The following is a 24637-nucleotide window of genomic DNA, read 5'->3' as shown; positions in this document are numbered from 1 at the left end:
GTGATCTTGTCAAGCGCGGAACGCAGAGGCGACGCCCGCGACCGACTTCTGGCTCGGCTTCTCGACGCCTACGGCGAAGAGCTTCCCTCGCCGGAGGTGTCGCTGCGTGAGGTCGCCGCACGGGCCGAGACCAGCCACGCCCTGCTGCGGTACCACTTCGGGTCCCTCTCCGGTGTCTTAGCGGCCATGCTCGCGGTGCAGCGATCTCGCGACAACGAGGCGCTACTCAAGACCGCCCAGCAGGGCACCTTTGACGACCTCGTCGCGGCGATCTGGCGGGCCTACACCCGCCCGGAGCAGCTGCCGCGTGTCCGCGGCTTCTTTCACGTCGTAGGACTGGCCGCGTATGACCCGGACAGCTTTCGTGAGTTCATCGACTCGCTCGGCGACTTGACCACAATGCTGGCCTCGCTCGCGGAAAGCGAAGGGCACGGCGCCGAGGAAGCACTGAGCATGGCCACCGTCGCGACTGCCGCAATCCGTGGCCTGCTGTTACAGGAAGTTCTGACTTCAGCGGCTCATTCGCAGGACGCGATCTCCTTGATCCTGCGCATGACCAAGAGCCGATGAGCTCCCGCACACACGCCCCAGGGTTGGGCGAGCACGGCTCATCTGACCGCGCGCCGCACGCGAACGGCCGCGCTCACGGTCAGTGCGATGACTGCACCGACCGCCGCGGCACCAGGTAGCCAGACACCGTTCAGTTGCTGAATAGACTTTTGTCGCAGCCGAATCCGCACGCCGAAGGACGCGTGATGTGCCTAACACCGCTGGCAGGTTTGGCCGTGCCCTGATCGTGTCGCAGACCTGTGCTCAGATCTTCTCTGCCTCGACGAGGTCGTGTGGCACGACCGAGAACGTGCGGCCGGTGGGTCGTAGGCCGGCGCCGGTGAGCAGTGCCGACAATTCGTCCAGCGAGCGCAGACGTCCACCGTCCCGTTGGGTCAACGTATGCAGGTCGAGCAGCGGTGAGAACGGATTCGGGCGATTCCGTGGCTGCAGGTACTCGATCACCACCAGCCTGCTGCCGACGGGCATGCTCGCCGCCACCGCGTCGAGGATCTTCGCGCAGCGTTCGTCGTCCCAGTCGTGCAGCACATCCTTGAGCAGGTAGACGTCGGCGGTGGCGGGCACGGCGTGAAAGATGTCGCCCTCGACCCGGTCGATGCGGTCGGCAACCGCGCGCTCTGCCAGTAAACCTTCCGCCTCGGCGATCATTCCCGCACTGTCGACCAGAAACCCGCGCAGGTTCGCGGGCGACTCGGCCACGATGACCGACAGCAGCGTGCCGATCCCACCGGCCACGTCACACACCACGGCCCGGTCCGGCCACGGATACACCCGGGCGATGGCGCGGGCACTGATCTCGGTGGCCTGGCGCATCGTCGCGGCGAACACCCGTTGCTCGTCCGGGTGCGTGGCAAACCACTCCCAGACCGACATGCCGTGCACGATCTCGAACGCGCTGCGGCCACTACGCACGCTGGCGGCCAGCCCACCCCAGGCGTCGACGGTCGACCGCATTCCCTTGTAGCGCATCCAGGCTCGCAGCGACGCAGGGTGGTCGCTGCGCAACACCGCTCCCATCCGGGTCAGTGCCACCGCACCGGTCCGGCGATCCATCGTGCACAGGTCGCACGCGACGGCACCGCGTAGCAGGCGATGCGTGGTCTCGTCATCGCAGTCGATCCGGGCGGCAATCTGCTGTGCGGTCATCGGCCCTGCGGCGAGCACATCGGCAATCCCGAGTTCGGCTATCGCTGCGGCGATCTGGACGCCACCGACACCCTCGCCGAGGTCCAGCATCGCGATCTGAGGCGGCACCAGCCTGTCCGCCAACTGTTTGAGCAGGCGTCGCAGCGCGAGCGTGGCCAGTACCACGGGTATAGGCGTCGATGCCATCCGTGCAGGCTACGCCCTGGAGCGTCCTGGCTTTGCGGTCCTGACGGAAAAAACTGTGCAGCAACTACTTTCAGGTCGTGGCATCGATCGCGCCAATCGTGATCGCGAAGGGGCCCTGCTGTTTGTCCAGAATGTAGACCGCCACTTCGTCGATGAGCGAAGGGTCCAGTGCCTGCGGAGCGTCGGGCGCCGGATCCAGGCGCATGCCGACCGGCTCGAACCCCTCGATGGGCAGCTCGTAGACCCGGGGGACGGCGGCCTCGGTGGGGAAGCGCTGAGCGTAGGACCACGGTTGCCCTGCAATGCCCAGCTTCAACAGGTAGGTCTTTCCGTCGCCCAGTGCGTGCACGCGGAGCGACTTCGCGCCTGTTGCTCGCCGCCCGATGTCGGGGTCCTGCGGACTGCGGGCCGAGGCGAACCCGCCATTGTTCTCCAGCGAGAGATTGCCGGAGAACACGAGGCCACCGTCGCCGAATGCGATCTTGGAGGTGGACATTCCGCCCATGACAGGGTCGTTGACGGTTGTCCAGGTGGCGACCTCGCCGGCATCGTCGAGGTCGACGAGTACCGACGAGCGAGGAGTCTCCGGCGCGTTCGTCGTCTCGTCTGCGTTGGCGGATCGCTCGGTGCTTCCGCACGACGCAGCCAGAAGCGCCGAGCACGCGACGACGATGCCGACCAGCAGACGCTTCAACACCGGCTCGGACCGGAGGCCATCTCGCGGCTGCGCATGGGCATGCCGTCGACCACGGCATAGACGGCTTGAAGATCCGGTACCTGGTTGACGCGCAGCTTCTCGCCGCCGTCCTTTCCGATCAACAACACGCTGAAGGCGTTTTCCTCGATCGCATACTGGTTTGCCAGCCGCTGTGACGCATCGGCGCTGAGGACGTGGCCATCGAGCGTGCTGGTGCCCTCGGACACCACCAGGCCGATCACCATGTCCCGAGCGACAAAGTCGCATCGACTGGCCTCGATTCTGGTCAACGTTTCCACGAGCCGCGGATCGCTGTTCGTGGGCGCGAACAGCAGCAGGGGACGATTCGTCCAGCGATAGTCACTGAGTTCGGCAGCCCCGGCGGTACCCGATCCGAGGACGGCGCACATTGTCAAAGCACTGAGCATGAGCGCCAATCGTCGGCCCCTGCGCTTCGCTGCCATAGTCTTCTCGACTTTACCGACGCATGCCGGGTTGTCGAAGTCGATGCTCCCGAGGAGATCCTCGCCCGCACCGACGCCGCGCTGTCGATCTGACCGGCCACCCGTTCCAGCACCACAGGGCTGCTGCCCGTTTGGCGACCCGCGCGGTTGGGCACACATTGCTGAACGGCAATGTGAGGAGTTCTGATGGCGATCTGCGATACCTGCGGCAACGACTACGACAAGGCCTTCTCGGTGACCTTCGCGGACGGGCATTCGGCGACTTTCGACAGCGTGGAATGTGCCGCCGTCCAGCTCGCGCCCGATTGCGCGCACTGCGGCTGCCGGATCCTCGGCCATGGAGTGGAGGCGGACGAGGGCATCTTCTGTTGCGCCCACTGCGCGCGCAAAGCGTCCGGCGCCGACATCAACGACCGCTACCCGGTGCCAGCGGGCGCCTGAGGCTGCGCACATCTCGGGGCAGAGTCGGCGCGTCAGCTGTTGCCGTGCGCGGTCCTCGCCTGTAGCCAGTGCTGCACCAGTCCACCACTGTGCGCTTCGACGGACCGGAGTTCGGTGAGCGTCGGGTGCCCGGCAGCGAGCAGCGCGCTGTCGGTGCCAGGTTCGGGATCCTCGTTCATCTCGAACTCGGCCAGCCGGACGTCGCCATCGCGAACTTCGTCGACACGCGCCTGCACCGCTCCGCCACGCGCCAGCGCGGCATGGTGGATGGGTCCAACTTCGGCCCCAGGGCGGTCAGGAACGTTGAAGGACAGCACGGTGGCCTCGGGCGCATCGAGTAGCAGCTGCAGCACCGGAGCCACGAGATCGGCGGCAGTTCCCCAGTGCCGCTGCCCGCTGGGGTGCAGCGCCACATCCAAAGAAACCGCCAACGCACGAACGCCGTTGGTCTTCGCGGTCAACGCCGCGCCGACGGTGCCCGAATGCAGTACCGCCTGACCGACGTTCGCGCCATGATTGATCCCGGACAGCACCAGGTCCGGACGTGGATCGAACCAGCCGTTCAGCGCCGCAGCCACGATGTGTCCGGGTTGCGCCTGGACCGCCCATGCTTCGATGCCGTCCAGGCCGGGCACCTCTCGGCGCTCGATGACCGTGCGACCGTCGCGCCGGACCGCGGCCAGGGACGCACTGGCGCCGCTGGCCTGCTCCGCGGGTGCGGCCACGATCACGTCCAGTCCCGCCTGCCGTGCCGCGACCGCCAGCGCGTGCAGTCCGGCCGAGTCGATCCCGTCGTCATTGGTCACCAATGCGCGCGGCACCCGTCGTCCTCCCTCTCGTCCTATCCCCACGAGCGCAGCTCGACCCGTGCGGCGAGCGTCTCCACGGCCTGCGCTCCGCCGGTGCCCAAGCCGTGGCGCACCACATTCAGCGCCCCGCAAGCCGCGCCGATCTGCAACGCTTCGCGCAGCGAACGTCCGCTCGCCAGCGCGGCGACCATGCCTGCCGTCATCGAGTCCCCGGCACCGGCCGGGTCGGCCGGCTCCAACTTGGGCATCTCGACCTCTAGGACGGCACCGCCTCGCGTCCCGTCGCCCGCTGCGTCGTGTTCGTCGAGCAGGGCCAGGGCCGGTGCGGCCCCGGACCGTGACACGACGATCGTTCCCGCGCCTTCGTCGCGCAGCGATCGCATGGCCGCGACCAGGTCTTCGGCATCCTCGGACTTCGCCCGGCCGTCGTCGAGCAGTTCCTCGTGACTCACCTTGATCAGATCCGGCCCACCCGCGAGGACCGCCTCAAGTCGCTCGCCGGCGAGATCGGCGGCGACTTTGCACCCGTTGGCACCGAGGTCGGTGGCCAGGCGCCGGTAGAGGTCGGCCGGAACCACCCGGTCGTCCTGCGGCCCGGACAGCAGCACCCACCCGTGAATGAGACCGTCGGTCAGGGTCAGTTCGTAGAGCGAGTCGAGCTCGTGGCGGTCCAGCGGGCTCCCGGGGCTCTCGGCGATGATGTCTCGATCGCCCGAGCGGCGATCGTGCACGTATGCCCCGTTGCGTGCGCTGACCGCAACGCTTCGCACGGTGACGTCCGCTGTCGGCAGCAGATGGCCGAGCACGGAGCCGGTTTCCCCGCCGAGTGCGGCACACAGCACGGTCGGCACGCCGAGCGAGGACACCATGCGTGACTGCCACACGCCCTGTCCCCCCGCGTGCACGTGAATGTCGGCCTCACCGGAACGGTCCTCGACGGTCACGGTCAGCACGGGTGACGGGGCGAAGATGACCACGGTGTGCGGATGCTTCGACGCGGCTGTGGGATCGGTCTGGTCGTGCGTGTGCCCGGAGGTCTCCGTACTCGTCATGGATGGGTGAGTACCCACTCGGCGCATTTGTGCACCGACGCCGGGAACGTCGGTCCGAGTCGTTGACTGGCCGCCGGGTGGCCAGTTCGGTACGCGCAAAACGGCACGCGAACCCTCAACCCGGCGTTAGTCTCCACGAAAGTTAGCTTCATTCACTATCGCAAAGGCGCTGGGGAAATGGTGGAACGACTAACTGCGTGGGTCGGTGCCGGGCTTTTGTCCGGCGGGGTCACTGCTGCCGTATTCGCGGGTGCAGGTGCTGCTGTGGCGGACGATGCGTCGAGCCCGCAGAGCGGTTCGTCCACAAGCCCTGCGGCCGACGGCCCGACAACGGGCACCGTCCGTGGCCCCCGGCTCACCACCGTCCGAGACGTCGCGCAGAGTGAAAAGCCCGACGCCGATCCGGACTCGGGCACTCCCGTGGCGGAATCTCCCGAAATCTCCTATCCGGCAGACGGGCTCACAGAACCGCCGAAGAAAAAGAAGAGGAACCTAACCGTCAGGACCGCCGCGGTGACGGCGCCACGGTCGCACTCTGTGCCGGCGACCTCCTGGGCGCTCAGGCCGACCCTCGCGGTAGCCGCCCAACCCGATCCCGCCGCGCGCACCCCAGGTGTGGCTCCACCGGCGCTGACCGATATCGGCTCCGGTGGCGCGGCAGCGGCGCGCGTCTCTGCGCAGCCGACCGTATCGCTGGCTCTGGCCACACCCGAGGCGGCGGCGCCGGTGCAGGCCGCCGCCCCACGCACGCCGTCACTGCTGGGCTGGGTCCGCAGTGTGGCCAACGCCGTCGTCAGCACCGTTGGCTCGCTGGCCGTGAACACCATTCAGGCGCTGGAGGCACTGGTTACCGGTCCGCCGTCGCTGCCGCCGAACAGCAACGTGACGGTGCGAAGCTCCTCCATCGTGCTCTCCAACGGGCAGCGGCTGAAGGCGAACTGGTACTACCCCGAAGGGGATGTGGTGCCGGACAAGCTGATCGTCCTGCAGCACGGGTTGTTGGCGCTGGGCCCGATGTACAGCTACACCGCGGCGGACCTCGCCGCGTCGACCGGCAGCATCGTCGTCACGCCGTCGATCCCGTCGAACATTTTCGCCGGCGATGACCACTGGCTCGGCGGTGAAGGCATGGCGAAGGCCATCGCCGATCTGTTCGTCGGCGAGCGGACGGCTCTGACCGACAGTGCCCTCGCCGCCGGCTTCGCCACCCGTTACGGCTTGGACCCGACCACCGCACAGCTGCCCGAGAAGTTCGGTCTTGCCGGCCATTCCCTTGGCGGGCAGCTGGTTTCGGCCGCCGCCGGCTACTTGGTCGACAACGGTGCCGTCGACAACCTGGTCGGAGTGATCACGCTGGACGGGGTCCCGACCGGCACGACGATGGTCGACACCTTGGCCAAGTTGGCCGCCTATGAGGATGCCACCGGCCGCTTCATCCCGATCCGCGAGATCGGTGCACCCTCGAACTTCCTGAACTCGACGAGCAACGTCAAGGAGGCGCTCAACGAGGCGCGCCCGGGCCGGTTCAACGGGGTGGTGCTCAAGGGCGGTGTGCACATGGATTCGATGCGGGGCGGCAACCCGATCATCCAGTTCTCCGCCTTCATCGCCGCGGGCTTCCCGAAGCCACAGAACCAGGCTGCGGTGACGGTATTGGCCACCACCTGGTTCGACGAGTGGTTCTCCGGGGACACCGACAACGGTGACGATCTGCTCCCGGGATCGACTCTGCCCATCACGACGCAGAAGGGCACGGCTCAAGGCGTGGTCATCGGTCGCGCCGCTGTCTCGGCATTGCCGGTGAGCCGTTTCGTCACCGTGGCGGTCTGACGGCTAGCCGATCACCGTCGCGGTTAGTCTGCAGGCATGGACCCGCGCGAGTCGGCTGACGGCGCGGTCGCCGGAAGGGGTGTCGCGGCCTCGCTGCTGGGGGATGTGTCCAGCCTGGCCGACGACATGCTGAACTACCTGGTCGATCGGATACCGGAGGTCGGCGGCGATACCGAGCTCCGTGGCCTGACCCTGGGCTCATGCTCGTCGAATCTTGAAGCGGTCCTTTCGATGTTCCGTCATGGCATCGATGTCGCGGCGGCGGAGGCACCGGTCACTGCGCTCGAGCACGCGCGGGCCATGGCAGCGCGAGGGCACAGCGTCGATGTCATGTTGCGGTTCTACCGCCTGGGTCATGAGTACTTCACCGAGAAGCTCTCCGACTCGCTCATGAACTGGATAGACGATCCCGCTGTGGCACTGCGCACCTTCGCCGAGCTCGAGCGCTTCGGGTTTCGCTACATCGACCGCATTTCCTCGCTGGTGGCGGCCGAGTATGTCGCCGAGCTCGACCGACGGCAGAACCAGGCGAGAGCCGATCGCGACGACGTGGTGCGGGCACTGCTGGCCGGTGAGCGGGTCGACAGCGCCCGGGCCGAGCGTGTGCTCAGCCACCGGCTCACCGGCCGGCAGATCGGATTCGTGTGTTGGGTCAAGGACCGCGGTGTGGACCTGGAGGGATTCGCCAAGCACGTGGGCCGCCATCTCGGAGACGGTCATCCGCTCGTCGTGGCGGACGGACCACTCGCGGTGTGGGGGTGGTCCTCGGCCACGGACGAGAGGGCGGTTTCGCTCGCACGTTTGGCGGCGGAGTTCCCGGGCCCATCAGAGCACGTGCATCTGGCGGTGGGCTCACCCCATCCCGGCGCCGCGGGTTTTCGCGCGACGCACCTGGAGGCGGTGCGCACGCGGCGAGTCGTCGAACTGTCGGGGCGCGGGGCGCCATCGATCACCGAGTTCGGCGATGTCGCGTTGGTGGACGCCGTCGCGCGCGACCTCGATACGGCACGGTCTTTCGTTGCGGCACAGCTCGGTGACCTCGCGCTCGACGGCAGCAAAGAGCGCGGTGAGCGCGCCGCTCTGCTGGCTGTTCTCGACGCGCAGGGGAGTCTGACCGCCGCCGCCCGCACGTTGGGAATCCACAAGAACACGGTGCTGCAACGGGTGCGTCGTGCCGAAGAGCGCCGGGGCCGGCCCGCGACGGTCAAGGTCGCCGAACTGCACGCGGCCCTACTCGTGTGCGACGTGCTGGGAGCCTCGGTGTTACCCGGGGCCTAGCCTCGCCACCGGGGGTTGGGCCGTGCCGCGATGTGCTGCCAGCACATCGCGGAGGGCTGTGAGGGCCTTGTTGACGTTGTCGGCCGTTTGTAGGTTGGGCATCTCATCCGCAGCACGATCGAGGAGTCCGATGTTCACCACGACGGAACACTCACACTCCCAAACCCGTGCAGCGGGCTCGCCGCACGCCCTGCCTGATCCGGGTGAGCGGGTGCCGGCGCTGTCCTGGCCCATCGTCGGCATCTTCACCTTCGCGCTTGCGCTCTTCGGCGCGTCAACATGGGCCGCTCTCACCGACACGTTGCCTGCGGTCGTCACCATCGCCGCCAGCGCCGTCGCGATTTTCGTGTTGTTCACCGTGTTGCACGACGCGTCGCACTACTCGATCAGCTCCAGGCGCTGGGTCAACGTCGCGTTCGGGCGTGTCGCGATGTTCTTTGTCTCGCCGCTGATTTCGTTCAAGTCCTTCGCGTTCATCCACATCGAGCATCACCGCAACACCAACGACGGTGACGCCGACCCCGATCATTTCGTGAGTGCTGCGCCGTGGTGGCAGCTGCCCATCCGCTTCCCCGCCATGGATCTGCCGTACCTCCGCTTCCTGGTGCGCCACTGGCGCAAGCGGCCACGCGCCGAGATCGCGGAAACGGCAGCGTTGATGGCGGTCGCGGTGACGGTCATCGTGTCGGCCGCCGTCACCGGTCATCTGTGGACGCTCGCGGTGATCTATCTGATTCCCGAGCGGGTGGCCATGGCCGTGCTCGCCTGGTGGTTCGACTGGCTGCCGCATCATGACCTGGAAGACACCCAGCGCGAGAACCGCTACCGTGCGACCCGCAACCGCGTCGGCTCCGAGTGGATCCTGACCCCGCTGCTGCTGTCACAGAACTACCACCTCGTCCACCACCTCCATCCCTCCATTCCGTTCTACCGGTATGTCGCTGCGTGGCAACGCAATGAAGCCGCCTACCTGGAGCGCGACGCGGCAATCAGCACTGTCTTCGGTCAACAGCTCGACGCCCCGCAGTACCGCGAGTGGAAACGCCTCAACGGGAAACTGGCTGCGCTGCTGCCAGTCCGCACGCCACGCTCTGCGGCGACGGGCAGTGTCGGTACGCATCCGATTGCGGTCAAGAGCGTCGAGCGACTGACGCCGGACAGCGTCAAAGTCAGTTTCACTGTTCCCGATCACCTCGCCGACCAGTTCCACTTTCAGGCCGGCCAGCATCTGACCGTGAAGCACCGTATCGGTGGGGACGTGGTCCGGCGAAACTACTCGATCTGCACGTCGGCCACCTCGGGAGAACTCGCGATCGGGGTGCGACACATTGCCGGTGGGGCGTTTTCCACATTCGCGGTCGAATCTCTGCGCGCCGGTGATGTCCTGGAACTGATGACACCCACGGGTCATTTCGGTGCAGCCCTTCACCCGCTCGCTCGCCACGACTATGTCGCGGTGGCGGCCGGCAGCGGCATCACGCCCATCCTGTCGATCGTGCGCACCACCATGGAGATCGAAACCGAGAGCCGCTTCACCCTGTTCTACGGCAACCGAACCGCTGACTCGACCATGTTCGCGGCCGAAGTCGACGAACTCGAAGCGCGATATGCCGACCGGCTGCGCATCTTTCACGTCCGCTCTACCGAGGCGCACCATCCGGAATATCTTCGCGGGCGTATCGACCTGGCGATGATCCTTCGGCTGCTCGGTGGTGAGATCACCTCGGTGGACCGCTGGTACCTCTGCGGCCCAAGTGATCTCGTCACGACGCTGCACCGGGGCCTCACGTCCGAGGGGGTACCGTCCGAGCGGGTGCAGCTCGAACTGTTCCGCGGCGCCCCACAACCCACGCACGTCGGCGCGTATCCCGAAGCGCAGGTGAGCGTCACGCTGTCCGGGGCGACGCAGACCGTGGAACTCGTCGCCGGTGAGTCCATCCTCGAATCCGCCCTGAAGAACGATATCGACGCGCCCTATGCCTGTATGGGCGGCGCCTGTGGCACATGCAAAGCCAAAGTGCTGTCCGGAGCGGTGTCGATGGAGCAGAACTTTGTGCTCGACAAGGCCGAGCTCGAAGCCGGGTTCATCCTGACATGCCAGTCCCATCCCAGCACCGCAACGGTCGCCGTGGACTACGACGCCTGACCCGGGTGTGCACACCGGTCAGGTGGCGAACACCGCGCGCACCACGGACTCGTCTCCGTCGATCTCGACCAGTCCAAGCGCCCGGGCGTCGTCCAAAGTGAGGGCCCCGGCGGCGAGGCCGAGGACGTAGGCCGGTTCGGCGCGGACGGTCGCATCGAGATCGCCGCCCTGGTGCGTGCCGACCTCGAAGCCGGCCCGCGTCGCGCGAAGCGTCAGTACCTCACCGATGTCGAGGCCGACCGTCGCCGAGGACCGGACCTTGACCCGGGCGCCGAGCAGGGCGGGAATGGCGAGCGCGAACCACTCGGGGCGGAAGGAATCGCCCTCGGGGCCGCGCACCATCAGCGGGGTGGACCAGGCGATCAGGTTCTCGATCGGCCGGCGCAGTTCGGCCCCCCACGGGGTGAGGCTGTACTCGACCGCACTGCCTTCACCGGCCAACCGCCGCTCGATGACACCCGCGGACTCCAGGTCGCGGAGCCGGTCGGCGAGCAGGTTGGTCGCGATACCGGGCAAGCCGTTGACGAGGTCGCGGTAGCGGGCGGGGGAAATGAGGAGCTGCCGGACGATCAGCAGGTTCCACCGATCGCCGACGACCTTCGAGTGAGCGGGCCAGCCCGCAGTACTGCCCATAGCTACGCATCGGATCCTCCAGCACTTGATTTTCTCAAGTCTATATGAAAACTTCAAGCAACAGAAAAGGTTGGCACGCCAGGAGGCATCATGACCAAATCCACCAGGAGCACGCGGCCCGACTGGGTCGATGACGACCTGTTTCCGTTCCAGAGCCGCTTCGTCGAGATCGACGGGCACACCGTGCACTATGTCGACGAGGGTTCCGGGCCGACATTGCTTCTCCTGCATGGCAACCCGACCTGGTCGTTCCTCTGGCGTGACGTGATCGCCGCGCTGCGGGACGACTTCCGCTGCGTCGCAATGGACTACCCGGGGTTCGGACTCTCGGAGGCCAAACCGGGATACCGCTACCTCCCCGAGCAGCACACAGACGTGGTCACGGGCTTCGTCGACGCCCTCGGACTGGACCACGTGACGCTGGTCGCCCAGGACTGGGGCGGCCCGATCGGCCTGACGGCCGCACAGCGGCGGCCAGACGTCTTCGAACGGCTGGTACTCGCCAACACCTGGGCGTGGCCGGTCAACGGCGTGCTGCACTTCGAAGCCTTCGCCCGGATCGTGGGTGGGCTCCCGATGCGATTCCTGGTCCGGCAGTTCAACCTCCTCGTCAACGCCTTCATCCCCACCGGTCACCGCCGGCGAACCCCAACCTCCGCCGAGATGGCCCACTACCGCCAAGCGCTCGGCACCGCCGAGCGACGCCACGCCAGCGCCGTGCTCCCTGGCCGGGTGCTCGCCAGCCACGCCTTCTTCATCGACCTCGAGGCGGGCCTCGCCGACCTCGCCCACCTGCCCACCCTGATCGTGTGGGGCGACGCCGACATCGCCTTCCGTTCCCAGGAGCGTGAGCGACTGGAAGCCACCTTCACCGATCACGAGACGGTCATCGTCGAAGGTGCCGGCACCTACGTGCAGTCCGACGCACCCGAGGAGTTCGTCGCCGCGGTCCGCGGCTGGGCGGCGAAGCAGCGCGGCGGTGACACGATCGAGTAGGTCTGAGTGGCACGGCCGGAGGATCGCCGGAGAACGGCACCAATTCAGTCGCAGAGTTGCGCTGTGCGTCGCGAACATCTCGTAGAGTGATAAGACCGATCGGATTCGGTACGTGTCGAGGAGTCAGATGTCTACGCCGAGCGGCAACATGCGGTCCCTGGAGCGTGCATTCGACGTGCTCACCGTATTGCAGACGGCGAAGCAGCCGCTACGGCTCAGTGAGGTCGCACGCCTGAGTGACCTCCACGTCGCGACCAGTCAACGCATCCTGAATGTGCTGCTGGAGCGCGGCTACGCCGCACGCACCGGCGACACCTACACCGCCGGCCCTGCCGCGCTTGCGGTCGCGCACGCATTCATGGTGACCAACCCCTTGAGCCTGCTTGCGCAGACGACGCTGCAACAGTTGGCGGCCATCACTGGCTACACCGCATCGCTCTATGTGCGCGTGGAGAATTCGCGCGTGCTGGTTGCCCGGGTGGAAAGCGAGAATCCACTGAGCTACGTCCTGCCGGTCGGCGAGCGGCTTCCGCTGCACCTCGGTGGCGCGGGGAAAATCTTCCTCGCCGACCTGGCGGCTGAAGAGGTGGATTTGATCGTGCCGGACGCCACGCCCATTCAGCTGGCGTCCGGTGATGCGACCAGTAAGGCGGCCCTGCTCGCTGAACTGGACAAGATCCGCTCCGACGGGCACGCGTACTCGGTAAGCGAGCGCAGTTATGGGATCGCATCGATCGCGGCACCCGTCCGGTCGTCGGGCGGGACGCTGATGGGCGTACTGGGAATCACCGGACCCGCAGAAGAGATCGCTGGCCCGCAGATCGCACGCGCGATCACGGAGGTGCGCCGCGCGGCAACTGCGCTCGGCGCGCGCCTGCCTGCCAGCGGCTAGAACGAACCGCTCCACACACCCGGTTCTCTCCTGCGCGAGCAGTGGACGATCCGTCAAATACGTTCAGCAGATGGATATCTCGGTTCTTCGGCCATCGGTCAGAACACAGTCGCGCCGTCGGTCGAGTCCTTCGTGGAGTGGCTGGCCGGTCAGGCCGCACAGACAAATCGGGGTTGACAGCGACCTTCGAGTGTGACCACCATTACTACAGCAGGTGATAGTACTTATCACACACTGATAGAACGGTAGTCGATGGTGACACACCCTGATCCCCAGATGCGGTCGGCGGACATCCGCCCGACCGCGACTCAGCGAGTTCTGGTGCCCAGTGCGCAGCTCGTTCTCATTGCGATCGGCCTCTACGTCGCGGTCGAATCCACTTCCCTTGGCCTGTGGACGAGGTTGGGGCCCGGGCCGGGCCTTCTGCCGCTGGTCCTCGGTGTGGCCCTCGCCGGCCTTTCTGCGGTGTGGTCGATCCAGACGGTCATCGAGCGCCGAGGGTCGTCCGATTCAGCCGGGCGACGCGAACCGGAAGAGGCATTGGACCGCCCCTACGTGGTCGGAGTCGTCGGCGGCTTGATCGTGCTGGCCGCGGTCATGGAACTGATCGGGTTCCAGATTTCGATGGCGATCTTCCTGTTTGCAGAGCTGACGCTGCTCGGCCGTCAGAAATGGTGGGTGTCGGCTGCCGTAGCGCTCGTCGGCAGCATCGGCGTGTTCGTGTTGTTCGACCGAGTTCTGGCCGTGCAGTTGCCGCTTTCGTCCCTGCCCGGCCTGTCGGGATTGGGGCTGTAGATGGACGTCCTCGTTGATCTGGCCAACGGCTTCGCCCTGGCGCTGACATGGGAGAACCTGGCATTCGCGCTGATCGGATGCCTACTGGGCACCCTCATCGGCGTATTACCGGGCATCGGGCCGGTCGCCGGTGTGGCCCTGCTCATCCCGCTGACCATGAACCTCAACCCGGCCAGCGCCATCATCATGCTCGCCGCCATCTTCTACGGCACGACCTACGGCGGAACCATCACCAGCGTCCTGCTCAACACCCCGGGCGAGGCGGCCTCCGCCATCACCACTCTCGATGGCTATGAGATGACGAAACAAGGACGCGCCGGGTCCGCGCTGACGATCGCCGCGGTCGGTTCGTTCGTCGGGGGGACGGCGGCGACCATCCTGCTCGTCATCGCTGCGAAACCACTGGGCTCACTCGGCCTCAAAATCGGGCCACCCGAGTTCTTCGCGCTTGTCATGGTGGGGCTCTCGCTGCTGGTCGCCCTTTCAGGTAAGTCCATGATCCGGGCGTTGATTTCGGGTGTGATCGGGTTGCTGATCGCGATGATCGGGGTCGACCCCGTCGCCGGAGCCCCGCGATCACCTTCGGCGCCGACCGTCTGCTCGACGGCGTCAGCTTCGTAGCCATCGTCGTCGGCCTGTTCGGCCTTTCCGAACTGTTGATGGCCGGCCGTTCAAAGATCGCGGCGCCGAAGGCACCCGGCTTCCGTTCGCTGATGCCGACGAGGGAGGACTGGCGCCGCAGCACCCCATCCATCGGGCGGGGCACTGTCATCGGGTCGGCGCTGGGACTGATCCCCGGCATGACGGGTTCGGTGTCGTCACTGCTCGCATACGGCGCGGAAAAAAAGTTCTCACAGCATAGAGATCAACTGGGACACGGCGCCATCGAAGGTGTCGCCGGGCCGGAAACCGCCAACAACGCGCACGCCAACGGCGCACTGATCCCACTCTTCACCCTGGGTATCCCGGCATCGCCGACGATCGCCGTGCTCATGGGCGCATTCCTGCAGCAGGGACTCACCCCTGGCCCGACTCTGTTCGCCGAAGACTCCGCAATTGCGTGGACCATCATCGCCAGCTTGTTCATCGGCAATGTCATCCTGCTCGCGCTCAACGTGCCGTTGGTGAAACTGTGGACTTCGATCCTGCGCATTCCCTACCCGCTGCTCGCGGCAATCATCATGTTGTTCCTCGTCGTCGGCTCTTACACGATCAACTTCACCGTGTTCGATGTGTTCGTCATGATTGGCGCCGGAGTCGTCGGGCTGGCGATGCGAAAACTCGACATCCCGCTCGCCCCACTGGTATTGACGCTCGTCTTGGGCCCGCTGATGGAACGTTCGATGCGCGAATCCTTGGAGCTGTCCCTCGGCGACCCGGCGGTGTTCTTCACCCGCCCGATCAGCGCGGTCCTGCTGGTCATCGCCGGTCTCATCGTCCTCAGTCCGCTGCTGAAACTCCGCAAACCCAAGATGCTGCAGGACGATCCGGAGACCTGAGCCGTAGCGGCCGCACCGAACCAACCCAGAAAATCAAGGAGAAAGCATGTACACCAGACGGATTCAGATCACCGCGACCGCCGCGGTGATCGCAAGCCTGGCGTTGGCCGGCTGCGGTCGCCCCACCGAGGGCGGCGGCACCGGCGACGGATTCCCGGGCAGCAAGCCGATCGAACTGGTCGTCTCATTCGCGCCCGGCGGCGCGGTCGATACGGCTGCCCGCCTCGTCGCGCCCGAGCTGGAGAAGAGCCTCGGGACCAACATCGAGGTCGTCAACCGGCCCGGTGCCGGCGGTCAGATCGGTTACACCGAACTGACCGGCGCCAAGGCCGACGGCTACACCCTCGGAGCGACAGGCTCGCCCTCGGTGGTCGTTTCGCCATTGGACCCGGCTCGTGGCGCCACCTACACCCGCGAGAGCTTCCAGCCGCTCGGCATGCAGGTCGTCGATCCCGCCGTCATCGGTGTCGCGCCCGACAGCCCCTACACCTCGCTGAGCGCTCTGATCGACGCCGCCAAGGCAGCCCCGGGGACCATCACTGCCACCACGACCGGCATCCAGACCGGCGAGCATTTCGCCGTTGCCGACATCAGTAAGGTCACCGGCGCCGAGTTCTCGCCGGTGCACTTCTCCGAGGGCCAGTCGCAAGCCGTCGCAGCCTTTTTGGGCAACCACGTCCCCATCTATGTCGGTAGCACCAGCGATGTCATCGATCTGGTCAAACAGAACAAGATCCGCGTTCTCGGAGTGATGGACACCCAACGCAGCAAGTTCCTGCCCGATGTTCCGACCTTCCAGGAGTCCGGCTACGACGTCGTATCGACCACCGCACGTGGCTACTCGGCACCCGCTGGTCTTCCCGACGCGGTGTCGGAGAAATTGCAGGACGCGTTCAAGACGGCGATTGAAAACGACGAGGTGGTCGCCAAGATGACCGATCTCGGTCTGGAAACCCGCTACCTCGACGCCGCGAAATACGAGCAGCTGTGGACCGAACAGGAAAGCACCTACAAGGAACTGATGCCCGCCGTCAGCCAGGAAGGCAACTGATGAGCAGCCCGACCACTGCGCAGGCGAGCAACGGCCTGAACCGCCCCTCGGCCGAGATCGTGGAGAGATTCGCGCAGCTCCCGACAGCGAATGTCGGCGACGCGATGGACCGCCTCGGAGCGCTGGATGCACGCATAAAGCCGGTGTGGCACGGCGCCACGATCGCCGGGCCGGCCTTCACCGTCTGGACCCGCGCCGGGGACAACAAACTGCTGCACGAAGCCATGCGACAGGCAGCGCCCGGCGATGTGCTGATCGTCAACGGACAGGGTGATGAGACACGGGCGCTCCTGGGTGAGCTGATGGCGGAGCGCGCCAAGGTTCTCGGGCTGGCGGGGTTCGTCGTCGACGGCGCCGTCCGCGATGCCGAGGTCATCGGTGAGATCGAGCTCCCTGTCTTCGCGCGTGCCATCACACCGGCAGGCCCCTACAAAAACGGTCCGGGTCGGCTGGGCGGCGTTGTCGCCGTCGGAGGTGTGGCTGTCGCGCCGGGCGACATCGTGCTCGGTGACGCCGACGGCGTCGTCATCGTTCCGCAGCAAGATGCTGAACAAGTGCTGGAGGCCGCGGAGGCCAAGTTCGCCGACGAAACCGCCCAGCGTGCAGAGATCAAGGCCGGCCGATAGTGCACAGCGGCGACCAACCCCCACATAGTGCTGTCATCGGGCTCGGGGAGGCCGGAGCGAAATACGCTGCCGCGCTGATCGCGAGCGGCCGATCCGTCGTCGGCTTCGATCCGGGTCCACCCGCGACGCCACCAGGAGTGACACGCGCAGACACCGCGGCCGACGCCGTGCGCGGTGCCGACCTGATCCTGGTGCTCACTGCGGCCAAGGCGGCTCGTCCAGTTGCAGAATCTGTGCGGACGAGTCTTTCGGCGGGGGCTCGCTATGCAGACTTCACGTCCTCTTCGCCATCAGCCATGCGCGACATAGCCGACATCGTGGAGAACGCCGGTGCCGCATTCTGCGATGTCGCCATCCTCGGACCGGTCGCGTGGCACGGCGCGCAGACTCCCCTCATGCTGGCTGGGAACAGCGCCGAACCGGTCGCCGCCATCGCGTCCGGCTGGGGTGCGCCCGTCGAAGTCGTAGACGGGCCCCCGGGTTCGGCGATGGCCCACAAGCTGCTTCGCAGCGTGCTGATGAAAGGCCTGGCGGGTGTGGTCACCGAGGCGGTCACCGCCGGTGCCGCCGCGGGCTATGAACCGTGGATCCGCGACCAGATTGCCCGGCAGCTCGCCGGAGACGGGCACGCTGTCATCGACCGCCTTCTCACCGGCACCCGTACTCATGCCGAACGGCGCGCGCACGAGATGCACGACACCGCGGAGTACCTCGGTGAGCTCGGTGTTCCTGCTGAGATCACGCAGGCAACCGCGAGCGCGCTGCGCCGCATGGCGGCGGAAGGGCGGTAGCGCGGGGCTGATCACATCCGGGCCCAACTAGACATCCCCGGTGCCAGTTCGTAGCGTGTCGGGGGACAGTCGACCAGCCGGGCCAAGATCGGTCCTTGCAGCGAAGGATCGTGACCATCCGAATGCCCGCGGTGCGCCAGTCACTTCGGCGAGCAATGTGCGGTTTTGCGGCTACGGTCCTGGTCCTGGGCGCGTCGGTGGGCGGCGCGTACGCCGATCCTGCGGCCGATGCACTGGCCAAACTCAACGAGTTGTCCCAGCAGGCGGTGCAGAGCCGCCAGGCCGTCACCGCTGCCCAACGCGACGTGGACGCCACCGTGGCCGTTCAGGCCGCGGCCGATGACCGCCATCGCGCCGACCTGCAGGCCCTCGAGGCCGCCAACGCTCAGCTGCAGCCCTATCAGGCCGCGATCAACCGGGTGGCCGCCATGGAGTACATGAGCGGACGCAGCGGTCAGATGGCGGCGGTGCTGACGGCGGGCTCCCCACAACAGCTCATCGACCGCCTGTCACTGCAGCGGACGGTGGCCGCGCAGGCGGCCGACCAGATGAAGGTCTTCCTGGCGACCCGTGAGCGCGCGGCCACCGCCGCCCAGGCCTCGGAGAAATCGGCCGCCGGCGCGCGCGCGGCCGCCGAGAAGGCCGCCTCGGTGCGCGCCGACCTGCAAACCAAGCTGAGCGAGATGCTGAAGCAGATCGCCGCCGCGGAGGCGCAGTACGCGGCGCTGACACCGCAGCAGCAGGCCGCTGTCGACCTCGCGCCGCCGCCGGTCGCACCCGCACCACAGGACCCGGCGATCATCGCGATGCCCGGTCCGCCATCGCTGGCGGCTGCCGTCATGGACATCCCGGAGGCGGCCCTACCCGTCGGCGTCGCCAACGAGGCGGGCCTGCAGCCCAACGCGATTCTGGCGGCCCGGGCCGTGAGCGCACAGTTCCCGCAGATCGGCGAGATCGGCGGGGTACGGCCGGACTCCAAGCCCTGGCACCCGAGCGGCCTGGCGATCGACATCATGATTCCGAACTCCGGCAGTCCCGAGGGCATCGCGCTGGGCGATCAGATCATGGCGTTCGCGATGGCCAACGCCGGCAGGTTCGGGGTGCAGGACGTGATCTGGCGCGGCACGTACTACACGCCGGCCGGTCCACAGGCGTCCGGCTACGGCCACTTCGACCATGTGCACATCACCGTGACGCCACGCCGCTGATTCAGGGGTGCTTGTTCCACTGGCCGCAATCCTGGGCCAGCACATCGTTGACGTCGACGCGGATGCCGCCGACGATCGGCCCGGGATTCGAGGCGGTGTCGATGACCCGCTGGTAGAGCACGGCGGCGGGATGTATCTGCCCCTTGGACCACGACCGGGTCTGCCAGATCCACGCCTTGCCGGCCGAACTCGACCTGCCGATCACGCCGTCTTCGATAGCCCACTGGGATGGATTGATGCCGGCGTAGATCCCGGTGCGCATGACCCCGATCACCGAGTTGATTCCGCGAAACCACTGCAGTGCAACGGTGTTCCAGGTGTTGCGGTCGATGTCGTCATCGACGCTGAAGAAGATCGGTGCGCTCTTTCCGCCGCCTGCCGCGGTATGTAGCGCCCAGGCGGTCTTGGCGTCGGCGACGCCACCGGCATACCCGCGGGTGAAATCCGACGGTGCTGTCCCGCCCGGCTTTCCGTACTGGTAATTACTGACGATGATCAACCCGGCGGAGGTCAGTGACTGGGCGTAGGGCAGCGTGATCGGCTTTGCGCCGAAGGACGAGCCGGGTCGCGAGGTCGACACGTAGTTGATCACCCCGGAATGCCCGGCAGCCCGGATGTCCTGGGCCGGGATCTGGCGCATCGCGAAGTCGATCAAGGTGGGGGCGCCGGCCGAGGCTGCCGGTGCTTGGGCGACCGACGCGGCCCCGAGCCCGGCCAGCGCTGCCGATGCATAGCGCAGCGCGTCACGCCGGGAGACGGCGCGCGATCGACGCGGGCCGATGGTGGACGGCGAGTCCTGCATGGCGCGATGTTAACAGGGTGACTGCTGTGACAGCCGTGACCTCGCCGGACACTCCTGAACCATAGGTCGTCGCCGGGTCCTCCTGGGCCGACTCCGACCGGCACCGGTCGATAGCCTGGAACGTGCCGAGCACACCGCCGGTCAGAGCAGTGCCGGCTCTGGACATTCCGAGCCTGACGATGTTTTGAGGTATAGAACCATGCAGGCCACCTGGCTGAGGCTCGCTCAGTGGAAGCTCCCCGGTGCGTTCCAGAGCCGGCGTGGACGGCTGTCCCTGGTCGTCGGCGTCCCCTTCGTCGCTTTGGCGTCGCTCTACCTTGCCGACCTGACGTTCACCTCGGGCAAGGTTCCCCGCGGGGTCACCGCAGCCGGGGTGCCGCTCGGCGGTCTCACCCCCGATGCCGCGGAGCAGCGCCTGCAGAGCGTGGTCGCTCCCCGCGCCGCCCGGCCGATCGCGGTCACCATGGCGACCGTGCACGCCGAGGTGGACCCGCGCCGGATCGACTTGACCGTGGACTCTCGCGCCACCGTCGAGCAGGCGGACACGCAACCGCTGAACCCGGTCACCCGCCTCATGTCGTTCTTCGTGCACACCCCGATCGGTGTGGTCACGTCGGTCGACGAACAAGCCCTGACCGCGGCCCTGGCGGACCTGGGTGCCACCGTCGCCGAAGACCCGGTCGAGGGCTCCGTCGGATTCGTCGACGGCGAACCCGTGTCGTCAAATCCTCAGAACGGCCGACGGCTCGATATCCAAGCCGCCGCCGACGTGTTCGTGCGGGACTGGGCAGTCGGCGAGCCCCTCGATCTGCCGATGGTGGAACTCGCACCGAGCACCACCGATGCCGATGTCGCGACCGCCGTGGACGACGTCGCCATACCGGCGGTGTCCGGACCGGTCCGCGTCGACGGTGACAACGACACGCAGGCGTTCCTCTCCGAGGGCGTCATCGCGGCCGCGCTGACCTTCGATGCCGAGGACGGGCGGCTGTCGCCGGTCATCGACATCGACCTGCTCGCCGACGAGCTGCGCCCCCAACTCGCCGCGTCGGAAACCCCCCGGCGCGACGCCGATATCGACTTCGCCGTCACCCCGCCGGTCACAGTCGCCGAACAGACCGGCCGCCGGGTCGACTACGACGCCACCCTGGCGGATCTGCTCTCGGTGCTCAGCAGCACCGACAATCGGGAGGTCACGGCGGTCTACGTCGACGAAGAGCCGGCATTGACCGTTGACGAGCTCGACGAACTGGGGCCCATCGAGGTCATCGGTGAGTTCCAGACCGGTGGTTTCTCCAGTTCCTCCGGCCGGAACATCAGGCGTGCTGCGCAACAGATCAATGGCATCGTGGTCCGGCCGGGGGAGACGTTCAGCCTCAACGGAGCAACCAATCCGCGGAACGCGGCGGCGGGCTACGTCGAGGCCGGGATCATCGAAGACGGCAGGCCCGCAACGGGTATCGGGGGCGGGGTCTCCCAGATGGCCACCACCCTCTTCAATGCCGCGTACTTCGCGGGCATGGAAGACATCGAACATCACGAGCACAGCTACTACATCAGCCGCTACCCGGCCGGGCGAGAGGCCACCGTGTTCGGTGACGTGCTCGACGTGAAGTTCCGCAACAACGGCCCCACCTCGGTGCAGATACAGACCGAGTGGACGTCGGGTTCGATCACCGCACGGCTGGTCGGTATCAAACGCTACGAGGTGACATCGGCGCAGAGCCCCCGCAGCCGCCCGACGAGCCCGCGCACCATAACGATCCCGTCCGGTGAAGCCTGCAGCCCCAGCGGCGGCGCGCCGGGATTCACCATCACCGACACCCGGACCCTTCGCGAGATCGCCACTGGCGAAACGCGAACCGAGTCCCACACGGTGATCTACGATCCCATTCCCACGGTGATCTGCGGCGGCGGCTGACGCTCGGCACGATCACACCGGCGAACAGGCCCGAGCCGACTGCAGCAGCTCATTCTTCGCCACCGTCACTCTTTTCGTCGTTCACCGGCCACCGGGTGCCGCCGAAACGGCTACCGTGAGTCCACGCGCACGACCGCAATCAGGACGAGCACCGGAGAGGTGAGTTCCGATGGAGCGAAACGTAGTCGACACGACCGAGGAAGCCTCGCTGTTGAAGGTTCTCGGCAACTGGGATGTGCTGGCTCTCGGATTCGGAGCCATGATCGGCTTCGGCTGGGTGGTGCTGACCGGGGACTGGATCGGGTCGGCGGGCACGCTCGGTGCCGTGCTGGCGATGATGGCCGGCGGTGTGATCATGGGCGTCGTCGGCCTGACCTACGCCGAGCTCACCGCAGCCATGCCGAAGGCGGGCGGGGAGCACAACTTCCTGCTTCGCGGCATGGGGCCACGGTGGTCATTCATCGGCTCGTGGGGGATTGTCGGCGGCTACGTCACCATCGTGGCGTTCGAGGCCGTGGCCCTTCCGCGGACCGCGCTGTACCTCTTTCCCGACCTCAACCAGGTGAAGTTGTGGGACGTTGCCGGCAGCGAGGTCTATCTCACCTGGGCGCTGGTGGGCGCGATTGCCGCGGTGGTGATCACCACCGTCAACATCCTCGGGGTCAAATTCGCCAGCGTGGCACAGACTTTCGTGGTGGTGCTGCTGCTGATCATCGGCCTGATGCTGGTGTTCGGGTCCTTCACCGGCGGGTCAATCGAGAACATGCAACCGCTCATCACCGGTGGCACGGCAGGGTTCTTCGCCGTGCTGGTGGTGGTGCCGTTCCTGTTCGTCGGTTTCGACGTCATCCCGCAGTCCGCCGAGGAAGTCAACGTGCCCGCCCGTCAGATCGGTCGCCTGGTCGTCATCGCCGTGGTGCTGGCGACGATCTGGTACCTCATCACCATCGTGACCACGTCGTCGGCGATGCCGGCCAGCGAACTGGCCGAGGCCGACATCGCCACAGCCGATGCATTCGGTGCCATGTTCGGCAACGAGGTGATGGCGAAGCTCCTGATCGCGGGCGGCATCGCCGGAATCCTGACGTCCTGGAACTCCTTACTGCTGGGGGCATCGCGACTGATGTACTCGATGGCGCGCTCGGGCATGCTGCCCGCCTGGTTCGGCAAGCTGCACCCGAGGTTCCGCACCCCGATCAACGCGCTGCTGTTCATCGGCGGCCTGTCGTTCATCGCCCCGTTTCTGGGCGAGGCGATGCTGGTATGGCTCGTCGACTCGGGCTCCCCGAGCATCGTCATCGCCTACCTGCTGGTGTCGGTCGTGTTCCTCGTTCTGCGTCGCCGCGAACCGCAGATGGACCGGCCGCTTCGCGTCGGTGGCAAGGGGAAGGGCGGCCTGCTGATCGGCGGCGCCGCCGTGGTCCTCTGCACCGGGCTGCTCAGCCTCTATCTGCCGGGTATGCCCGCATTCCTCGACGTGCAGCCGTGGATCCTGTTCGGCGCCTGGTGGATTCTCGGCGTGTTTTTCCTGCTGCGCATCCCGACGGGGATCAGGCCGGGCCAGGAGGCCGAGCATCGATTGCTGGAGGCGCTGAAACAGCGGCGGGCGCCGACCGGCGGACGGCCGAGCTGACGAGATGGCGGCGTAACCGCCCGTCCGCCAGCCGGAACAGGTGACTCATGGCCACGGCCGTGCCAGGCACATCGTCGCGTGCGGTCAGGTAGGTCCAGCGGTGCGCCTCGGGCAGGGCGAAGAAGGTCTCGAAGAAGCTCGGGACCTCTTCGGAACGCATCCGCAGCAGTGCTTCCAGGCCGATCAGCCGGAAGCGGTGGATCGCTCGTGCCGAGCGTGGCCAGACGATCTGCCGAGCTGCTGTCAGCGCCCTGTCCGGACCTTCCGGCAGGTGGGCGGCGAGCGCCGCCGCCACGCGCGGGGCGAGGTGCAGCGATGCGGCGACGCTGAACCCCGTTGCCGGGTGGATCAATGGCGCTGCCGCACCGAACCCGAGCGAAGTTCTGCCGTTGTGCCGTGGTTGATCCAGCGGAAACGAAACCTTCTCGCTGCGTGCGCCTTCCGGGATCCGCACGCCGTGCCGGGCCAGCCGGGCCTGCAGCCGGCGGCGCAACACGGGCAGTGAAAGTCCCGGCCGCCGGGCCAGCGAGGTCTCTTCCAGCAGGACCTGGCCACCGCCGAGGGGCACCGCGTACAGGAACGTCGGCCAACCGGACTCCCCGTGGTCGGTGCGCCAGTCCATGAACAGGGCGTCTCCGGGTCGGGTGAGTGGTGCCGCCGCGTCCTCGTCGAGCACCACCCCGTAGGCCGTCTGGTCTGCGGACGCGTTGCGCGCCGGGCGGGGATCCAGCGGGCGTGACCGGCCGCCGGCGTCGACGACGACGGCGGCGCGCAACTCCGATCCGTCGGCCAGCGTGATGACCCCACACTCCGGTGACCCGAGCGCGCGACCGGTGTGAATGTGCACCCCGGCCAGCTGGTCACTGAGGTGACGATGAAGCTCGGGCACATCGAGAACGGCGTACTCCCAACCCAACTGGTGCTCGGTCAGTGCGATCGCCCGGCCGGCGGCCCGGGCCGCGATCACCGACGCGGGCAGATCCGCCGGTACCTGCGGGCTCCACATCCCGTAAGTGGCCGTCCAGGGCCGGTCCGGGGAGGGGTCCAACAATCCGGTGACCAGCCCGAGCCGCCCACACGCCGCCGCCAACGCCATTCCCGCGGGCCCGGCGCCGACCACCAGAACGTCCAGCTGCGGTCGTGAGGTCACAGTCGAACGATACGTACCCAG

Annotated in this window: 21 protein-coding genes and 2 pseudogenes; 15 read left to right on the top strand and 8 right to left on the bottom strand. The window is 67.0% G+C overall.

The features are described 5' to 3' along the window. Positions 1-570 carry a TetR/AcrR family transcriptional regulator gene (locus C6A86_RS28625; RefSeq protein ID WP_105362633.1) on the top strand — a complete coding sequence of 190 codons (570 nt, stop codon included), beginning with the start codon at positions 1-3 and terminating at the stop codon, positions 568-570. 243 nt (positions 571-813) lie between these two features. Here C6A86_RS28625 and C6A86_RS28620 read toward each other — a convergent pair whose 3' ends face one another. The 3 genes from C6A86_RS28620 to C6A86_RS28610 all read right to left on the bottom strand — a co-directional run bounded on the left by C6A86_RS28620 (position 814) and on the right by C6A86_RS28610 (position 3063). Continuing rightward, complete coding sequence (locus C6A86_RS28620; RefSeq protein ID WP_105362624.1) at positions 814-1902, bottom strand: methyltransferase; 1089 nt, start codon at positions 1900-1902, stop codon at positions 814-816. 70 nt (positions 1903-1972) lie between these two features. After that, entirely contained in the window at positions 1973-2599 is a 627-nt protein-coding gene (locus tag C6A86_RS28615; protein ID WP_396834452.1) for a CIA30 family protein, read from the bottom strand. After that, positions 2593-3063: a DUF4174 domain-containing protein gene (locus C6A86_RS28610; protein ID WP_105362625.1), complete on the bottom strand. Its 471-nt coding sequence runs from the start codon at positions 3061-3063 to the stop codon at positions 2593-2595. Before C6A86_RS28610 ends, C6A86_RS28615 begins: the two co-directional genes overlap by 7 nt. 186 nt (positions 3064-3249) lie before the next feature. On the opposite strand from C6A86_RS28610, the gene C6A86_RS28605 reads away from it, so the two are divergent. Next, complete coding sequence (locus tag C6A86_RS28605; RefSeq protein ID WP_105362626.1) at positions 3250-3504, top strand: hypothetical protein; 255 nt, start codon at positions 3250-3252, stop codon at positions 3502-3504. Between the two features lie 32 nt (positions 3505-3536). Here the strand turns inward: C6A86_RS28605 and surE are convergent, their stop codons facing one another. Further along, complete coding sequence (gene surE / locus C6A86_RS28600; protein WP_105362627.1) at positions 3537-4325, bottom strand: 5'/3'-nucleotidase SurE; 789 nt, start codon at positions 4323-4325, stop codon at positions 3537-3539. Positions 4326-4345: 20 nt separating this feature from the next. Then, complete coding sequence (locus C6A86_RS28595; RefSeq protein ID WP_105362628.1) at positions 4346-5365, bottom strand: 1-phosphofructokinase family hexose kinase; 1020 nt, start codon at positions 5363-5365, stop codon at positions 4346-4348. A gap of 537 nt (positions 5366-5902) precedes the next feature. Between C6A86_RS28595 and C6A86_RS28590 the strand changes: the two genes are divergently transcribed. The 3 genes from C6A86_RS28590 (at position 5903) to C6A86_RS28580 (ending at position 10619) form a co-directional block, all read left to right on the top strand. Continuing rightward, the gene (locus C6A86_RS28590) at positions 5903-7195 is read left to right on the top strand and encodes a hypothetical protein (RefSeq protein WP_142406936.1); all 1293 of its coding nucleotides are present in this window, start codon (positions 5903-5905) and stop codon (positions 7193-7195) included. Positions 7196-7231: 36 nt separating this feature from the next. Beyond that, positions 7232-8473, top strand: a complete 1242-nt coding sequence (locus tag C6A86_RS28585; RefSeq protein WP_105362630.1) for a CdaR family transcriptional regulator — start codon at positions 7232-7234, stop codon at positions 8471-8473. Positions 8474-8603: 130 nt separating this feature from the next. Beyond that, a complete protein-coding gene (locus C6A86_RS28580) occupies positions 8604-10619 on the top strand; it encodes a fatty acid desaturase (RefSeq protein ID WP_105362631.1) in 2016 nt (671 codons plus the stop codon). An 18-nt stretch (positions 10620-10637) separates the two neighbouring features. Here the strand turns inward: C6A86_RS28580 and C6A86_RS28575 are convergent. After that, positions 10638-11262: pseudogene (locus C6A86_RS28575) on the bottom strand (winged helix-turn-helix transcriptional regulator). An 80-nt stretch (positions 11263-11342) separates the two neighbouring features. Between C6A86_RS28575 and C6A86_RS28570 the strand changes: the two are divergent. The 8 genes and pseudogenes from C6A86_RS28570 (at position 11343) to C6A86_RS28530 (ending at position 19110) form a co-directional block, all read left to right on the top strand. Beyond that, the gene (locus C6A86_RS28570) at positions 11343-12248 is read left to right on the top strand and encodes an alpha/beta fold hydrolase (protein ID WP_105362632.1); all 906 of its coding nucleotides are present in this window, start codon (positions 11343-11345) and stop codon (positions 12246-12248) included. Positions 12249-12375: 127 nt separating this feature from the next. Further along, positions 12376-13140, top strand: a complete 765-nt coding sequence (locus tag C6A86_RS28565; protein WP_311100968.1) for an IclR family transcriptional regulator — start codon at positions 12376-12378, stop codon at positions 13138-13140. A gap of 321 nt (positions 13141-13461) precedes the next feature. Next, the gene (locus C6A86_RS28560) at positions 13462-13935 is read left to right on the top strand and encodes a tripartite tricarboxylate transporter TctB family protein (protein ID WP_158263243.1); all 474 of its coding nucleotides are present in this window, start codon (positions 13462-13464) and stop codon (positions 13933-13935) included. Further along, positions 13936-15434, top strand: a pseudogene (locus tag C6A86_RS29240) (tripartite tricarboxylate transporter permease). A gap of 46 nt (positions 15435-15480) precedes the next feature. Continuing rightward, the gene (locus tag C6A86_RS28545) at positions 15481-16485 is read left to right on the top strand and encodes a tripartite tricarboxylate transporter substrate binding protein (RefSeq protein ID WP_105362376.1); all 1005 of its coding nucleotides are present in this window, start codon (positions 15481-15483) and stop codon (positions 16483-16485) included. After that, the gene (locus C6A86_RS28540; RefSeq protein ID WP_105362375.1) at positions 16485-17111 is read left to right on the top strand and encodes a methyltransferase; all 627 of its coding nucleotides are present in this window, start codon (positions 16485-16487) and stop codon (positions 17109-17111) included. The genes C6A86_RS28545 and C6A86_RS28540 overlap by 1 nt, the downstream gene beginning before the upstream one ends. Then, positions 17111-17902: a DUF1932 domain-containing protein gene (locus C6A86_RS28535; protein WP_105362374.1), complete on the top strand. Its 792-nt coding sequence runs from the start codon at positions 17111-17113 to the stop codon at positions 17900-17902. The genes C6A86_RS28540 and C6A86_RS28535 overlap by 1 nt, the downstream gene beginning before the upstream one ends. A gap of 122 nt (positions 17903-18024) precedes the next feature. Then, a complete protein-coding gene (locus tag C6A86_RS28530; protein ID WP_105362373.1) occupies positions 18025-19110 on the top strand; it encodes a glycoside hydrolase in 1086 nt (361 codons plus the stop codon). A gap of 1 nt (position 19111) precedes the next feature. Here the strand turns inward: C6A86_RS28530 and C6A86_RS28525 are convergent, their stop codons facing one another. Next, the gene (locus tag C6A86_RS28525; protein WP_105362372.1) at positions 19112-19912 is read right to left on the bottom strand and encodes a DUF1906 domain-containing protein; all 801 of its coding nucleotides are present in this window, start codon (positions 19910-19912) and stop codon (positions 19112-19114) included. A 199-nt stretch (positions 19913-20111) separates the two neighbouring features. Between C6A86_RS28525 and C6A86_RS28520 the strand changes: the two genes are divergently transcribed. Both C6A86_RS28520 and C6A86_RS28515 read left to right on the top strand, forming a co-directional pair. Then, positions 20112-21833: a VanW family protein gene (locus C6A86_RS28520; RefSeq protein ID WP_105362371.1), complete on the top strand. Its 1722-nt coding sequence runs from the start codon at positions 20112-20114 to the stop codon at positions 21831-21833. Positions 21834-22002: 169 nt separating this feature from the next. Next, entirely contained in the window at positions 22003-23466 is a 1464-nt protein-coding gene (locus C6A86_RS28515; protein ID WP_105362370.1) for an APC family permease, read from the top strand. Here the strand turns inward: C6A86_RS28515 and C6A86_RS28510 are convergent. Next, on the bottom strand, positions 23384-24616 hold the full coding sequence (locus C6A86_RS28510) for a lycopene cyclase family protein (protein WP_233212918.1): 1233 nt from the start codon (positions 24614-24616) through the stop codon (positions 23384-23386). The two genes, C6A86_RS28515 and C6A86_RS28510, sit on opposite strands and share 83 nt — an antisense overlap. Positions 24617-24637: the final 21 nt, after the last annotated feature.

Origin of the sequence: Mycobacterium sp. ITM-2016-00316, assembly GCF_002968335.2 — a bacterium.
In the GTDB taxonomy this organism is placed as follows: domain Bacteria; phylum Actinomycetota; class Actinomycetes; order Mycobacteriales; family Mycobacteriaceae; genus Mycobacterium.
The sequence above is the reverse complement of the archived record's forward strand: the minus strand, read 5'-3'. Positions and strand labels throughout refer to the sequence as shown.